The sequence below is a fragment of the Actinopolymorpha sp. B17G11 genome (genome assembly GCF_040196095.1).
Lineage (GTDB): Bacteria > Actinomycetota > Actinomycetes > Propionibacteriales > Actinopolymorphaceae > Thermasporomyces.
Map to the genome: position 1 here is coordinate 149839 of NZ_JBEFTW010000005.1, position 14917 is coordinate 164755.

Here is a 14917-nt window from a genome sequence, read left to right on the forward strand (position 1 = left end):
CAGATCCACCCTGGCCGCCGTCCCGCCAGTCGGCCGGCCGGGACCACCGGGCGCCGTGCGGTCCGCCCGCCCCGCTCAGCCGAAGTTGAGGAGCGCGATCCCGGTCACGACGACGACGGTCGCGACCGTACGCCATCGACCGAACGGTTCGCGGAACGCCACCGCCCCGATCACCGCCCCCACGATCACGCTGGTCTCCCGTAGCGCCGCGACGGCCGCGAGCGAGCCCCGTGCCTGTGCCCAGAGCACGAGTCCGTACGCCACCACGGCACAGGCACCGGCCAGGGCGCCGAGTCGCAGGTTGCCCGCCACCTGCCGGAAGAGTCCCGGCCCTCGCCGGGCGACCGCGAAGATGATCAGCGACAGGCCGTGCAGGATGAACAACCAGGCGGCATAGCCCAGCGGCGTGCCTGACCGTCGTACGCCGATCCCGTCGATCACGGTGTAGGTCGCGATCAGCAGACCGGTCAGGCAGGCCGCGAGGATGGCAGGGAACTCCTCCGGCCGCGGCCGCCCGTTGGCGAACACCAGGCAGCCCAGCCCGATCGAGACCACCACGACGCCCAGCATGCGCAGAGGGCTCAGCGACTCGTCGACCAGGACCAGCGCGAGGATCGCCACCAACCACGGCGACATGCCGCGCGCGAGCGGATAGACCTGGTTGAACGCGCCGAGCCGGTACGACCGCATCAGCGACAGGTTGTAGAGGATGTGGACCCCGACCGAGGCGAGCAGCGCCGGCCAGCTTTCCGCGGCGGGCCAGCCGACCCAGGGCAGCGCCATGATCCCACCCACGACGAACGCCGCCGACAGTGCCGTGACGGCGACCAGCTTGTCGGTGAGGGTGTGCGCGACCGCGTTCCAGGTGGCATGCAGAACGGCCGCCACGAGGACGACGACGGTCACCACCACCGGCATCGCGGCGTCGGGCGAGGCCGCGGCGGCGAGCACGTTCACTGCCCGGACACTAGCAGCGCGTCAGTGACGGCAAATGACGCAGGAGAGCCGCAAATGACCACGCTGAGCATGCTTGTGGCACCCGGGACAGGCGCCGACGCCTGTTGATGCTCCACAGACATGCTCAGCGTGGTCATTCTCCCGGCCGCGCTGACCGCCGCGTCCTCTTCAACGTGGGCATGATTCTCCTTACGGATAGGGCTGGACTGAACGCGCCTGGGCATGGGTACGTTTCCCCGCACGAGTGGCTGATGCGGTGGGACTGTCAACGGCGGGCGGATGAACGAAGGCCGCGCATGGAGCGGCAGTCAGCCCTGGTGCCCGAGGCCGACCGAGTGCGGGTGAGGACCGTTATGACAGACACCGCTAGGACAGGCACCGTCAGGACAGGCGCGGTGCGGTACGACCGGGACGCCGACGGCCTGGTGACACTGACCCTGGACCAACCCGGACACTCCACCAACGTCCTGAACGCCGACTACCTCGCCGCCATGGGTGCCGCCGTCGACCGGCTGGAGCGGGAGCGGGACAAGATCACCGGTGTCGTCGTGACCTCGGCGAAGCGCACCTTCTTCGCCGGCGGCGATCTCGACCTGTTGCGCGGGGTCACCCGGGACAATCTCAGCGACTTCGCCGGGTTCCTCGGCCAGGCCAAGAGCCAGCTCCGCCGGCTCGAACGCCTGGGCCGCCCGGTCGTCGCCGCCCTCAACGGATCGGCCCTCGGCGCCGGCCTCGAGATCGCCCTCGCCTGTCACCATCGCGTCGTCCTGGCCGATCCGGAGATCAGGATCGGCTTCCCGGAAGTGACCCTCGGGCTGCTGCCGGGTGCCGGCGGGATCGTGCGTACCGTCCGACTGCTCGGGCTCCAGGCGGCCCTTCCGTTCCTCGTCGAAGGTACGCAGGTGCGCCCGAAGGAGGCGCTCGACAGCGGCCTCGTGCACCAGGTGGTGGAACGGCCGGACGAGCTGCTGCCGGCGGCGAGGGACTGGATCCGTACGCAGGCCGGGTCGGATCAGGATCAGGGCCAGGACCAGCCCGAGGTGACGCAGCCGTGGGACCGGCCGGGCTATGTGATCCCGGGACTCGACCCGAACGACGCCAAGAGTCACGGCGCGCTGTCGGTCGCGCCCGCGATGCTCGCGAAGCGGACGCACGGTGCCTATCCCGCGCCCGAACGGATCCTCGCGGCCGCGGTGGAAGGCGCCTGCGTCGACATGGAGACGGCGTTGGCGATCGAGAGCAGGTACTTCCTGGAGCTGGTGACGAGCCAGGTCGCCAAGAACATGATCGGCACCTTGTGGTTCGACCGGAACGAGATCCTGCGGGGTGCGTCCAGGCCGGCGGGCCACGACCAGCGGCCGGTGCAGCGGCTCGGCGTCGTCGGCGCCGGCATGATGGGGGCCGGCATCGCCTATGTCAGTGCGTACGCCGGAATTCCGGTCGTTCTGAAGGACGTCTCCGTCGGCGCGGCGGAGGCCGGAAAGCACCGGATCGCTTCCCTGCTTGACGAACGCGTCAGCAAGGGCAGGTTGACAGCCGACCGGCGGGACGGCGTGCTCGACCGGGTGACGCCCACCGACACCGACGCCGACCTCGACGGTTGTGACCTCGTGATCGAGGCGGTCTTCGAGGACCGCGGCCTGAAGAACGTCGTCCTCGCCGCGGCCGAAGGGGCCGCCGCGCCCGATGCGATGATCGCCTCCAACACCTCGACACTTCCCATCACGGGGCTCGCGTCGGCCATCAAGCGGCCGGAGCGGTTCGTCGGACTGCACTTCTTCTCGCCGGTCCACCGGATGCCGCTGGTGGAGATCATCCGTGGCGCCCAGACCTCGGACGGGACGCTCGCGCGGGCATTCGACTTCGTCCGTCAGATCGGCAAGCTCCCGGTGATGGTCAACGACAGCCGAGGGTTCTTCACCTCGCGAGTCTTCGGTACGTACGTCACCGAAGGCATCGACATGGTGGTCGAAGGCGTACCCCCGGCCGTCGTCGAGAACGTCGCCCGCAAGGCCGGCCTCCCGGTGGGCCCGCTGGCCGTCGCCGACGAGGTGAGCCTCGCGCTCGTGGCCCGGATCCGGTCCGAGGAGGTCGCCGATCTCGCCGCGCAGGGACGGGAGCCGGTGGACCATCCGGCGTTCGCGGTCGTCGACCGCATGGTCAGCGAGCTGGGGCGGCCGGGCAAGGCGGCGGGGGCGGGCTTCTACGACTACCCGGTGACGAACGGTGGGAACGCCTTCGACGCCCGCGACATCGGCAAGAAGCGGCTGTGGCCCGAGCTCGCCCGGCATTTCGCGACCGGGCCGGGTGACGTGCCGGAGGAGGATGTCCGCGACCGACTGCTGTTCGTCCAGTCGATCGAGACGCTGCGCTGCATGGCCGAGGGGGTCGTCACGACCGCGAGGGACGCCAACGTGGGCAGCATCTTCGGGATCGGGTTTCCGGCGTGGACCGGTGGCGCGGCGCAGTTCGTCGATGCGTACGGCGGGGCGAAGGCATTCGAGGCGCGGGCGGAGGAACTGGCGACCCGGTACGGGGACCGCTTCCACCCACCCCGTCTCCCCTGAGTCCACGAGCCGCCGGATGAGGGCGCCCCTCTGCCACATTGGTCGCCTGCTGAGGAGTTCCTTCTGGAAAGCGCCGGACGCCCGAACTCAAGCCCTTAACCTTGACTAGGCTCACACAAGCGTAAAGGCTTGATAGGCCCGGATCAAGGCGCTGCCGGCCGCTGCCGTAGGCGCACAAACGCGGCAAGCCCGCTCGAGGGAGGCTGCCCATGCTGGTCCTCACGATCGACCAGCGCGCGAGCCGCCGCGAGGCCGACCGGATCGAGGACCTGCTCGCCCGTCTGGCAACGCGGCCGGAAGCGACCCGGCTCGTACGCGGATTCGAGCGCACCGCTGGCGACGAGGTCCAGGGACTGTTGGACAACCCGGACGACGCGGTGAACCTCGCCCTCGCTCTCGTACGCGAGGGCCATTGGTACGTCGGCGTCGGCGTCGGGCAGGTCCGTACACCCATCCCAGCCAGTGTGCGGGCGGCGAGCGGTCCGGCGTTCGTCAATGCGCGGACGGCGGTGGAGCGGGCGAAGTCGACGGTCGCCCGGCTGGCCGTGACCGGACCCGACCCCGACACGGCCGAGGACGCGCAGGCATTGCTGGCACTCTTGGGTGCGGTCGTACACCGCCGGAGCCGGCAGGGATGGGAGGTCGTCGATCTGATGGCCGAGGGACTCACCCAGAAGGACGTCGCCCAGCGCCTCGGGATCAGCCCGCAGGCCGTGAGCCAACGGCTTCGGGCGGCACTGTGGAACGAAGAACGCCGGGTTCGCCCGATCGCGAGCCGACTCCTGGGAGAGGCGGACCGCTTGTGACCACGATCGCGCTGCTCGTCCTCCTGCTGCTTCTCGCCATCGCCAGCGTCGCGGCATGGCATGACGCGGTGTCGGCCCGACTCGCCCGCCTGCCGTGGTGGCTCGTCGTCACCGCGCCCGCAGCGGTCCTCGGTCTGGCGGCGCTTCTCGCCGCAGCCGGCGACGGCCTCCCACGCGGCCTCGCGGCGGTCCTCGGCGTCGTGATCGCTGTCGCGGGCGGGGGACCGGTCACCACGGCGATGCTGCGCGGAGCGGAGCTGGCGGGAATGCCGCAGATCACCCACCCTGCCGAACCCGCCGGGCCGACCGTCGCCGGCGGTACGTCGCCTGTGCCCGCGAGGCCGGTCCTGCGCGGAGGTCTGTGGATCGGCGCCCTCGAACGGGCCGCGATCGCCAGTTGCCTGCTCACCGGACTCGCGGAAGGCGTCGCGCTGGTTCTGGCGGTGAAGAGCCTCGGCCGGTACCCGGAACTCCGGGCTCCCGGGGCCGCCGAGCGGTTCATCATCGGGACGTTCACGAGCCTGCTCTGGGCGGCGGCCGCCGCCGGAGTCGCGCTCCTCCTCCGCTGACCACTTCGTGTCCGCGGACCGGCCACGCGTACCCTCGACCTCCCCGTGACCTGACCGACCTCCCGGGACCTGGGTGCCTCCCGGTTCGCGCGAGCGAATGTCAAGGCAGCGACGCGGGCAGGCCGAACGCCTCGAAATGGGCCGCCCCGATGAACGTGGTGATCTCCGCGATCCGGTCGCCCCGCAGGGTCAGGACATTGATCGCCCAGCTGACGTGTGCGCCCGCTTCGTCGTTCCAGAGGTACGAACCCAACGCCGGCTGGCCGTTCGCGCTGGTCGGAAGGTGTCGCCAGGAGCCACACCCGGTCAACGGGACCTGGACGGCGAAGTCGGTGACGGCCGCGAGCCCGTGGTACCAGTGCGGCATCGGCGGCATCGACCAGGTGACGTCCTCGGTGAGGAGCGCGACCAGGGCGTCGGCGTCGCCGCGTTCGAGCGCGGTGGAGTAGCCGGTGACGATCTCCCGCAGGCGGGCGTCGCCGATCTCCCGCAACGTCTGCTGCTGGGTGGCGGAGGGGATCTTCTCCGTGACGATCCTGCGGGCACGCGCCAGGGCGGAGTTCACCGAGGTGGTCGACGTGTCCATGATGGTGGCGATCTCGGCGGCGGAGAAGCCGAGGACCTCGAAGAGCAGCAGGGCCGCGCGCTGGTTGCCCGGCAGGTGCTGCAGGGCCGCGACGAAAGCGAGCTCGACCGCTTCGCGCTGTTCGTAGTGCGCGTCCGGTCCGGCCGGTCCGCCCGCACCGACGTCGAGACCTGCGTCGGGATAAGGCCCCAACCAGGCGATCTCGCTCAACGGAACGTCACCGATCACCGGATGGTCGCTGGACGGGCTGAGGTCGACAGGCAGCGCCCGCTTCCCGCGCATGGCGACGCTGTCGAGGCAGGTACGCGTCACCACGGTGTAGAGCCACGAGCGCAGCGAGCTGCGGCCCTCGAAGCGCGGGAGCCCGCGCCAGGCCCGGAGCAAGGCGTCCTGCAGGGCGTCGTCGGCGTCGTGGGTCGACCCGAGCATGCGGTAACAGTGGGCGTGCAGCTCGCGACGTAACGGCTCGACGAGGCGGGTGAACGCCTCGTCGTCCCCGCCGCGGGCCCGAGCCAGATCCTCGGCGGCGGGCTCGGCCGTCATGTCCGCCGACCGCCCGGAAGATGCGTCACTCACGAGCGACGATTCTGCCTCAGGGCTGGAGTCACTTACCTCCGAGCAGGCATGTTCGAGCCGCCGTACGAGCCTCGCACAGCCGTCGTACCGGCCCATATCAGGAGGATCCGATGAACCACACGTCCACCGCTCCCGTCACCGTCGAGACCCTCCGGGTCCCCGGCGCCACACTGCACTACGAGGTACGGGGGGCCGGCCCGCTCGTCGTGCTCGTCGGGGCCCCGATGGACGCGAGGTCCTTCGAACCGCTGGCTGACCTGCTGGCCGCCGACCACACGGTCCTCACCACCGACCCACGGGGCATCAACCGCAGCACGGTCGACGACCGCGACCGGGACTCGACCCCGGAGCTGCGCGCGGACGACCTCGCCCGGCTCATCACCCACCTCGACGCCGGCCCGGCAGCGGTCCTCGGCTCCAGCGGCGGCGGCGTCAGCGTCCTGGCCCTTACCCAGGCCCACCCCGGGCTGGTTCACACGGCCATCGCCCACGAACCCCCGCTGCACCACGGGCTCGACGACAACGAGGAGCTTCGCGAGCGGACCGAGGACCTGATCGCCACCCACCTCTCCGGTGACGTCGTGGGCGCCTGGCGGAAGTTCCTGGCCATCGCCAACATCGAGATGCCTGAGGAGGTGTTCCAGCTGATGTTCGCCGGAGAGCGCACGCCTCAGGAGGCCGCGGACGACGACTTCCAGTACGCGCACATGATCCGTTCGACGGTCCGTTGGGTGCCCGACACCGCCCACCTGCGTTCGGCGGCGACCCGCGTGCTGATCGGCATCGGCGAGGACTCGTCAGGCCAGCTCTGCGACCGTTCGTCGAGGGCGCTCTCGGCCGCGCTCGGGATCGAACCGACGATGTTCCCCGGTGGCCACATCGGCTTCGCCGAGGACCCCGACGCGTTCGCCGTTCGGCTGCGTACGGTCCTGAGCGAGGGAGGACCGAGGCCGTGACAGTGCGCGTCAATTCCCCACGATGCGCGCTGCATTCGTCCTGCATCGTGGGGAATGATCACGCATACGTGATCATTCCCCACGGCGCGGCCGCCCGCCGCCCGTTCCTGGCAGGATCGGGCCCATGCGGGCTGGATACTACGACGCCGACCACGAGTCGTTCCGCGAGTCGTTTCGGACGTTCTGCGAACGTGAGGTCGTTCCTCGGCAGCCGGGGTGGGACAAGGCCGGGCTGGTCGACAAGGAGATCTGGCGGGTCGCCGGCCAGCAGGGCTTCGTCGTACCGGCGGCCGATCCGGCGTACGGCGGACTCGGCATCACCGACCTCCGGTACGAGCAGATCATGATGGAGGAGCTGGCCCGGGTCCACGAGTCGGGGTTCGGGCTGGCGCTGCACAACGCGATCGTCGCTCCTTATCTCATCCACGCCGGCACCCGTCACCAGAAGCGCCGCTTCCTCACCCGGGCCGTCACGGGCGAGGCGGTTCTCGCGATCGCGATCACCGAGCCGGAGGCGGGTTCCGACGCGGCGGCGATGCGGACGAAGGCCGCCGACGACGGCGATCACTGGGTCCTCGACGGTGCGAAGACGTTCGTCTCCAACGGCATCTGCGCCGACGTCGTCCTGGTGGCGGCGCGGACCCAACCCGACCGCCGGCACGGGATCGGGCTCTTCCTCGTCGAGACGGGCACGCCCGGGTTCAGCCGCGGCCGCAAGCTCGACAAGCTCGGCCTGCGTACCCAGGACACCGCCGAGCTGTTCTTCGACAACTGCCGGATCCCCAAGGACAACGTGCTGGGCAACCCGGCAGAGGGGTTCGCACAGATCATCCGGCTCTTCGCGCAGGAACGTCTTGTCGTCGCGATGAGCGCGGTCTCCGGTGCGGAGGTGGCGTTGCAGGACACGCTGACGTACGTGCAGGAGCGGCAGGCGTTCGGGCGCGCCCTGGCGGGATTCCAGGACACCCGGTTCCGGCTGGCGCAGATGCGGACGGAGATCGAGGTGGCGCAGGCCTACGTCGACCGCTGCGTCCTCGCGGCGGGAGCGGGCGAGCTGGACGCCGCCTCAGCCGCGTCCGCGAAGCTCTTCGCCACCGAGATGCTCGGCCGAGTCGTCGACGACTGCGTGCAGATGCATGGTGGGTACGGATACATGTGGGAGTACCCGATCTGCCGTGCGTACGCCGACGCGCGGGTGCAGCGGATCTACGCGGGTACGTCGGAGATCATGAAGGACATCATCAGCCGCGCCATGCTCGGAGACTCCAGCTGAACCAGACCGGGCCCCGCCGAGTCCCAGCGGGTCTGGCTGGGCCTGGACGTCCTCACTGAGGTCTGGCCGGTCTGGCAGGGTCGGGGTCGCGCGGTGACTAATGGACGACCTCGGCCGTGCGGCGTGTTCGCGTCCGCGCAGGCGAGGCTCGATGATGGGGCGATGACTGGTCCGCTGACTGGCCTACGGGTGGTGGAGCTGGCGAGCCTGGCACCGGGGCCGTTCGCCGCGATGATGCTGTCCGACCTGGGCGCGGAGGTGCTCCGGGTCGACCGGGTCGTGGCGGCCGAGCCGGTGTCCGCACTCCCGGCCGCCGGGCTCCCGGACGATCCGCTCGCGCGCGGTCGGCGTTCGGTCGCGATCGACCTCAAGCACTCCGACGGGGCCGCCACCTTCCTGCACCTGGCGGCCGTTGCCGACGTCGTCCTCGAGGGGTTCCGGCCGGGCGTCTGCGAACGTCTCGGTATCGGCCCGGCAGCCTGCCTCGCCCGCAACGACGGTCTCGTCTACGCCCGGGTCACCGGCTGGGGACAGGACGGCCCGCTCGCGCACACCGCGGGACACGACATCGACTACCTGGCGGTGTCGGGTGCCCTTGACCCGATCGGACCGGGCGACGCGCCGCCGGTACCACCGCTCAACTATGTCGGCGACTTCGCGGGCGGCGGCATGCTCGCGGTGATCGGGATCCTCGCCGCGCTCTGGGAACGCGACCGCTCCGGCCGCGGCCAGGTCGTCGACGCGGCGATGGTCGAGGGCGCGGCGCTCTTGTCGACGCACCTGCACGGCCTGCGCGCGGCCGGCGGGTGGCCCGCTCCGCGCGGTGGGAACCTGCTCGACGGTGGCGCGCCTTTCTACCGGACGTACGCCTGCGCCGACGGTCGCTTCGTCGCCGTCGGGGCGCTGGAGCCGCGGTTCTACGCCGAACTGCTGAAGGGCCTCGGTCTGACCGATGCCGGCCCCGACGGCGAGAACCTGCCTGACCAGTACGAACGCGGCGGTTGGCCGGTCCTGCACCAGCGCTTCGCCGCGGTGTTCGCGACCAGGACCCGTGACGAGTGGGCCCGGCGGTTCGCCGACACCGACGCCTGCGTGGCTCCCGTCCTCGACCCGGGCGAGGCGCCCGCGCATCCACACCTCGCCAGCCGACGTACGTTCGTCGAGGTGGGAGCGCTCCTGCAGCCCGGCCCGGCGCCGAAACTGTCACGCACGCCGGGTGCCGTCCAGGGCCCCGCCCCGCACCCTGGCGAACACACCCGCGAGGCCCTACGCGACTGGGGCTTCACCGACGCCGACGTGGCCGCCCTCCTCCACTCCGGCGCCCTCGCCACCCCTCCGTGATCATGATCGTGATCATGAGGAAAAGCGGTGCGTATACGCCGCAAAACTTTCATGATCATGGAAACGGCAGCCGGCGGGACCGGAACTCGGTCGTACGACGGCAAGGAAAGTCGGGCGGACGACCGGTAAAGAAGAGTCGGGCGTACGGCCGGCAAGGAAAGTCGGGCGTACGACCAAGAAATCGGGCGTACGACTAACTGTGGAAGGCGTACACCAAACCGCACCACCGAACGGTGGGTTCCGACATGGTGTCACCCCACCTGCCCGAACGATCCTGAATCACGTGGCCTCGCGGTACCGATCGCGAGGGCCGGGGGCACGGCAGAGGTCGGGCAGATCCGCGAGGAGCGGCGAGCGCACCTCGATGCCCGCGGACACCACTGCAGTACGCCGGAGCCGGACTGGACGAACGCACGCCGCGGAACGGATGCACTGACGGGGCACGATGGGTACGTTGGTGCCACGGCTGGGCAAGGTGCCACAGTCGTGCGCGTCGTAGGACTCATCTGCGCCCACAGGTGACGGTGAGTGCCGACGCGCCGAGCTCCGGCCCGGTGAGGCGGTGATCCCGCCGACCGATGGAGGAGAAGGAGTGCACGGTGACGACGGATGGCGCGTTGTGGTCCCCACCCGGGGACCCGGCGGAAGGTGGCCCCGAGTTCGTACAGCTGCTCACCCCCGAAGGTGAACGCTGCGAGCACCCCGACTATGCGTTCGACCTCGATGACGAGGCGATCAAGGGCTTCTATCGTGACATGGCGCTGACCCGGCGGATCGACGCGGAGGCGATCGCCCTCCAGCGGCAGGGTGAGCTCGGGATCTGGGCCTCGCTCCTGGGTCAGGAGGCCGCGCAGATCGGCTCCGGCCGGGCGGCCCGCGCGCAGGACTTCATCTTCCCGACCTACCGCGAGCACGGCGTCGCATGGTGCCGTGACATCGATCCGCTGGCGATCATCAGCCTGTTCCGCGGGGTGGACCACGGCGGCTGGGATCCCAGGACTACCAACTTCCACCTCTACACGATCGTGATCGGCGCCCAGACGCTGCACGCGACCGGCTACGCCATGGGGGTCCAGCGCGACGGCCTCGTCGGCACCGGGGACCCCGAGCGCGACATGGCCGTCCTCGGCTACTTCGGCGATGGCGCGAGCGCCCAAGGAGACGTCAACGAGGCGTTCATCTGGGCGTCGGTGTTCAACGCGCCGATCGTGTTCTTCCTGCAGAACAACCAGTGGGCGATCTCGGCGCCGATGGAGAAGCAGTCCCGGATCCCGCTCTACCGGCGAGCGGCCGGCTTCGGCTTTCCGGGCGTACGCGTCGACGGCAACGACGTCCTCGCCTGCTACGCCGCGGCGAAGGCCGCGCTGCAGCAGGCCCGTGACGGGGGCGGTCCGACACTCGTCGAGGCGTTCACGTACCGGATGGGCGCGCACACGACCACCGATGACCCGACGCGCTACCGCCTCAAGGACGAGCTCGAACACTGGAAGCTCAAGGACCCGCTCGCCCGGGTCAAGGCGTACCTCACCCGCAACGGTGTCACCGATGACGACTTCTTCGTACGCATCGAAACCGAGGCCGACGCCCTCGCCCAGCATGTGCGCGAAGGGACCCACGCGATGCCCGAACCGGACTACGCCCGCAGCTTCGATCTCGTCTACGCCGAGCAGACCGAGGAGCTGGCAGCGCAGCAACAGTGGCTCCGCGACTATCAGGCGTCGTTCGCTGATGCCGATGCCAAATCAGGTGCGGATGCCGAGTTCGCGGAGGGGGTGATCTGATGAGCCAGCTCACTCTCGCCAAGGGGCTCAACTCCGGCCTTCGCCGCGCCATGGAGGACAACCCCAAGGTCATCGTCATGGGCGAGGACGTCGGAAAGCTCGGCGGCGTCTTCCGGGTCACCGACGGCCTGCAGAAGGACTTCGGCGAGGACCGCGTCATCGACACCCCGCTCGCGGAGTCCGGGATCGTCGGGACGGCGATCGGTCTTGCGCTGCGGGGCTACCGGCCGGTGTGCGAGATCCAGTTCGACGGCTTCGTCTACCCGGCATACGACCAGATCGTCAGCCAGGTCGCGAAGATGCACCTGCGGTCGCAGGGCAAGCTCACCCTGCCCGTCGTGATCCGGATCCCGTTCGGTGGCGGGATCGGGGCGGTGGAGCACCACTCGGAGTCGCCCGAGGCGTACTTCGCCCACACCGCCGGGCTCAAGGTGGTCGCCTGCGCCAACCCCGGTGATGCGTACTGGATGATCCAGCAGTGCATCGCCAGCGACGACCCGATCATCTTCCTGGAGCCGAAGCGGCGGTACTACGAACGCGCTGAGGTCGACACCGACCTCGCCGAGCCGCCGTATCCGCTGCACCGGTCGCGGGTCGTGCAGGACGGCACCGATGCGGTCCTGCTCTGCTACGGGCCGATGGTGAAGACCTGCCTCGACGCCGCGACGGCGGCCGCCGAGGAGGGCCGGAGCCTCGCGGTGGTGGACCTTCGGACCCTCTCGCCGCTCGACCTCTCGCCGGTCTATGAGCTGGTACGCCGGACCGGGCGGGTCGTCACCGTCCACGAGGCGCCCGTGACGGGTGGGCTGGGCGCGGAGCTCGCCACCCGGATCGCGCAGGAGTGCTTCTACTCCCTCGAGGCGCCGGTACAGCGGGTCGCTGGTTTCGACACCCCCTATCCGGTGGCACGTGCCGAGGAGGACTATCTGCCCGACCTCGACCGGGTGCTCGATGCCGTCGACCGGGTCCTGTCGTACTGAGCGGAATGGCGTACTGAGGGGCTGACTTACCGAGGGGATGGGGCGCGGATGGCGAACGTACGCGAGTTCAAGCTGCCGGACGTCGGCGAGGGCCTGGTGGAGGCCGAGGTCGTCACCTGGAAGGTGAAGCCGGGCGACACGGTGAAGGTCAACGACATCGTTGTCGAGATCGAGACCGCGAAGTCGCTGGTCGAACTCCCCTGCCCGTACGCAGGAACGATCGCGGAGCTGCTGGTGCCTGAGGGGCAGGTGGTGCCGGTCGGTACGCCGCTCATCCGGGTCGCTGGTGAGGGCGTCACGCCTGACGAGGCTGCTTGGCCCGGTGGAGGGTCCGTGCCCGCCGCCGGACCTGGGGAAGCACCGGCTGCCGGACCTGGGGAAGCGCCAGCCACCGGGCCTGCGAAAGCGCCTGCCGCCGGACCTGGAGAAGCGCCTCCCGCCGCGGCCGGAGCGCCTGCCGCAGCCGGCGGGGAGGCGAACGGCGAAGGACGGACCAGCAACCTTGTCGGCTACGGTCCTCGGGCCGGAGCAGCACGACGCCGTCCCCGCAAGGGTGCAACCGTTCCCGTGCAGGGAGCGCCCGCAGAGGTCGCTGCTCCGCCCGCGCCGGCGGAATGGGCACCAACCGCAACCGCGCCAGGGCAACCTTCGGCGGCGCCCGCATCGGCACCTGGACCCGCGCCGGCGCCATCCGTTGTCTCGACCGCACCCGCCCGCGCGAAGCCGCCTGTACGCAAGCTGGCCAAGGATCTCGGCGTCGACCTGCGTACCGTCCCACCGACCGGACCGGACGGCACGATCAGCCGGTCGGACGTGGAGTCCTTCGCGACCCAGGCGGCCGGCCCGGCCGCTCCGGCTGCTCCGGCAGAAGGCCTAGCGCCGGCAGCGCGGGCCCCGGGCGTCCGGGAGACGCGGGTGCCGGTCCGTGGAGTACGCCGGGCCATGGCCCAGGCCGTCACGCAGAGCGCGTTCACCGCACCTCATGTCACGGAGTGGATGAGCGTCGACGCGACCAACACCATGGACCTGCTGGCGCGCCTCAAGGGACGGCGGGAGCTCGCCGACGTCAAGCTCACCCCGCTCGTCGTGGTCGCGAAGGCCTGCCTGCTGGCCCTCCGGCGTACCCCCGAACTCAACTCCACCTGGGACGACGCCGCCAGCGAGATCGTGCTCAAGCACTACGTCAACCTGGGCATCGCGGCCGCCACGCCGCGAGGGCTGACCGTGCCGCACATCAAGGACGCCGAGCAGCTCCCGCTACCCGACCTCGCGCGGGCACTCAACGCGTTGACCCAGACCGCGCGCGAGGGCAGGACAGCACCCGAGGACATGGTGGGAACGACGTTCACCATCACCAACGTCGGGGTCTTCGGCGTGGACGGCGGGACTCCGATCATGAACCCGGGCGAGTCCGGAATCCTCGCGTTCGGCGCGGTCCGCAAACAGCCGTGGGTCGTCGACGACCAGGTGGTACCGCGCTGGGTGACGACGCTGTCGTTGTCGTTCGACCACCGGGTCGTGGACGGCGAACAGGGCTCGCGGTTCCTCACCGACGTCGCCCGCATCGTCGAGGACCCGGCGAACGCTCTCCTCCTCGCCTGACCCAACCAAGCGGGCCGGCTCCGCGTGAGCCCGGCAATGCCGGTGAGAGGTCTGCTCGGGGGGTCTCATCGCGCCACCCCAGCCCGCGCCTTCCGGTCAGAAGATCGGCGTGACCGCAGCACCGATTCTTCCTTACAGGCAGAGCGCTTCGCTCAGTTCGACCCTCGTGCCGCCGTACCTCATGAACAGGCGAGGTCAGCTTGCTCGCCGAGGCGGTACGACAGAAGTATGGCCCCGCTGGGGGTTCGAACCTGGCTGACGCATTCAAGCCGCCGCGGTCCACCAGCCAACGTCGGGAAGAGCCGGGAGCCATCACCTGCCAAGGTTGGTGCGACGACCAGCTGAATCTCGTCCACGAGGTCTGCCGCAAGGAGAGCTTGCGCAACAGAGATACTGCCGTGCACGCCGATGTCTCGACCGCGACCGTTCTTCAACTGCCGGACGTAGTCCTCCAACGGTGAATGGACCCAACGTGCGTTCGCCCAGCTCCCGTTCAACGGAGAGGAGCTGAAGACATGCTTGGTTGTGTTGTTGATGAAGCTTGCGAACGGCTCGACGTCCGACGTGGGCCAGTAGTCGACCCAGTATTCGTAGGTACCCCGGCCAAGAAGCACGTCGTCCTGTCGGTTGATCACGCTTCCGAGGAACGAGAAGACATCCTCGTCGACGGCGAACATCCAATCGCCGGGCTCCTCTGCTACGCCATCGAGGGAGATGAGCGAGTACACGACGACCTTGCGGAAGTCCTGTCGATTCGGGGTGTCGCTCTGCTGGACCGTACCTGTCATGATTCATCCTCGTCTAGATATCGTCCCTGTGATGCTGCTTGCCGCACGGTGTGCAGAGGCTGCGCTGCTCATGCACGTACACATGTTGACGCAGCTGCGCCACTCGGCATATCTGCCATATGGCAGAGTGCGGAT

At 69.7% G+C, this 14917-nt stretch carries 12 protein-coding genes; 9 read left to right on the forward strand and 3 right to left on the reverse strand.

The window, feature by feature from the left end; all coding sequences use genetic code 11:
- Positions 1–75: 75 nt before the first annotated feature.
- Positions 76–957 carry an EamA family transporter gene (locus ABN028_RS07900; RefSeq protein ID WP_349328339.1) on the reverse strand — a complete coding sequence of 294 codons (882 nt, stop codon included), beginning with the start codon at positions 955–957 and terminating at the stop codon, positions 76–78.
- Positions 958–1352: 395 nt separating this feature from the next.
- Between ABN028_RS07900 and ABN028_RS07905 the strand changes: the two genes are divergently transcribed.
- The 3 genes from ABN028_RS07905 (at position 1353) to ABN028_RS07915 (ending at position 4899) form a co-directional block, all read left to right on the forward strand.
- On the forward strand, positions 1353–3524 hold the full coding sequence (locus tag ABN028_RS07905; protein WP_349696134.1) for a 3-hydroxyacyl-CoA dehydrogenase NAD-binding domain-containing protein: 2172 nt from the start codon (positions 1353–1355) through the stop codon (positions 3522–3524).
- A 209-nt stretch (positions 3525–3733) separates the two neighbouring features.
- Complete coding sequence (locus ABN028_RS07910; protein ID WP_349696135.1) at positions 3734–4330, forward strand: SatD family protein; 597 nt, start codon at positions 3734–3736, stop codon at positions 4328–4330.
- Positions 4327–4899: a hypothetical protein gene (locus tag ABN028_RS07915; protein ID WP_349696136.1), complete on the forward strand. Its 573-nt coding sequence runs from the start codon at positions 4327–4329 to the stop codon at positions 4897–4899. The genes ABN028_RS07910 and ABN028_RS07915 overlap by 4 nt, the downstream gene beginning before the upstream one ends.
- A gap of 100 nt (positions 4900–4999) precedes the next feature.
- On the opposite strand, the gene ABN028_RS07920 is transcribed toward ABN028_RS07915, so the two are convergent.
- On the reverse strand, positions 5000–6061 hold the full coding sequence (locus ABN028_RS07920) for a sigma-70 family RNA polymerase sigma factor (RefSeq protein ID WP_349696137.1): 1062 nt from the start codon (positions 6059–6061) through the stop codon (positions 5000–5002).
- Positions 6062–6171: 110 nt separating this feature from the next.
- Between ABN028_RS07920 and ABN028_RS07925 the strand changes: the two genes are divergently transcribed.
- The 6 genes from ABN028_RS07925 to ABN028_RS07950 all read left to right on the forward strand — a co-directional run bounded on the left by ABN028_RS07925 (position 6172) and on the right by ABN028_RS07950 (position 13994).
- Entirely contained in the window at positions 6172–7017 is an 846-nt protein-coding gene (locus tag ABN028_RS07925; RefSeq protein WP_349696138.1) for an alpha/beta fold hydrolase, read from the forward strand.
- 124 nt (positions 7018–7141) lie between these two features.
- Positions 7142–8290 (forward strand): acyl-CoA dehydrogenase family protein, encoded by a 1149-nt coding sequence (locus ABN028_RS07930; RefSeq protein WP_349696139.1) that lies wholly within the window; start codon positions 7142–7144, stop codon positions 8288–8290.
- Positions 8291–8452: 162 nt separating this feature from the next.
- A complete protein-coding gene (locus ABN028_RS07935) occupies positions 8453–9631 on the forward strand; it encodes a CaiB/BaiF CoA transferase family protein (protein ID WP_349328332.1) in 1179 nt (392 codons plus the stop codon).
- Positions 9632–10230: 599 nt separating this feature from the next.
- On the forward strand, positions 10231–11412 hold the full coding sequence (pdhA, locus tag ABN028_RS07940) for a pyruvate dehydrogenase (acetyl-transferring) E1 component subunit alpha (RefSeq protein WP_349696140.1): 1182 nt from the start codon (positions 10231–10233) through the stop codon (positions 11410–11412).
- The gene (locus tag ABN028_RS07945) at positions 11412–12392 is read left to right on the forward strand and encodes an alpha-ketoacid dehydrogenase subunit beta (protein WP_349696141.1); all 981 of its coding nucleotides are present in this window, start codon (positions 11412–11414) and stop codon (positions 12390–12392) included. Before pdhA ends, ABN028_RS07945 begins: the two co-directional genes overlap by 1 nt.
- A 48-nt stretch (positions 12393–12440) precedes the next feature.
- Complete coding sequence (locus ABN028_RS07950; protein ID WP_349696142.1) at positions 12441–13994, forward strand: dihydrolipoamide acetyltransferase family protein; 1554 nt, start codon at positions 12441–12443, stop codon at positions 13992–13994.
- Between the two features lie 179 nt (positions 13995–14173).
- On the opposite strand, the gene ABN028_RS07955 is transcribed toward ABN028_RS07950, so the two are convergent.
- Entirely contained in the window at positions 14174–14722 is a 549-nt protein-coding gene (locus ABN028_RS07955) for a dihydrofolate reductase family protein (protein ID WP_349328328.1), read from the reverse strand.
- Positions 14723–14917 lie beyond the last annotated feature (195 nt).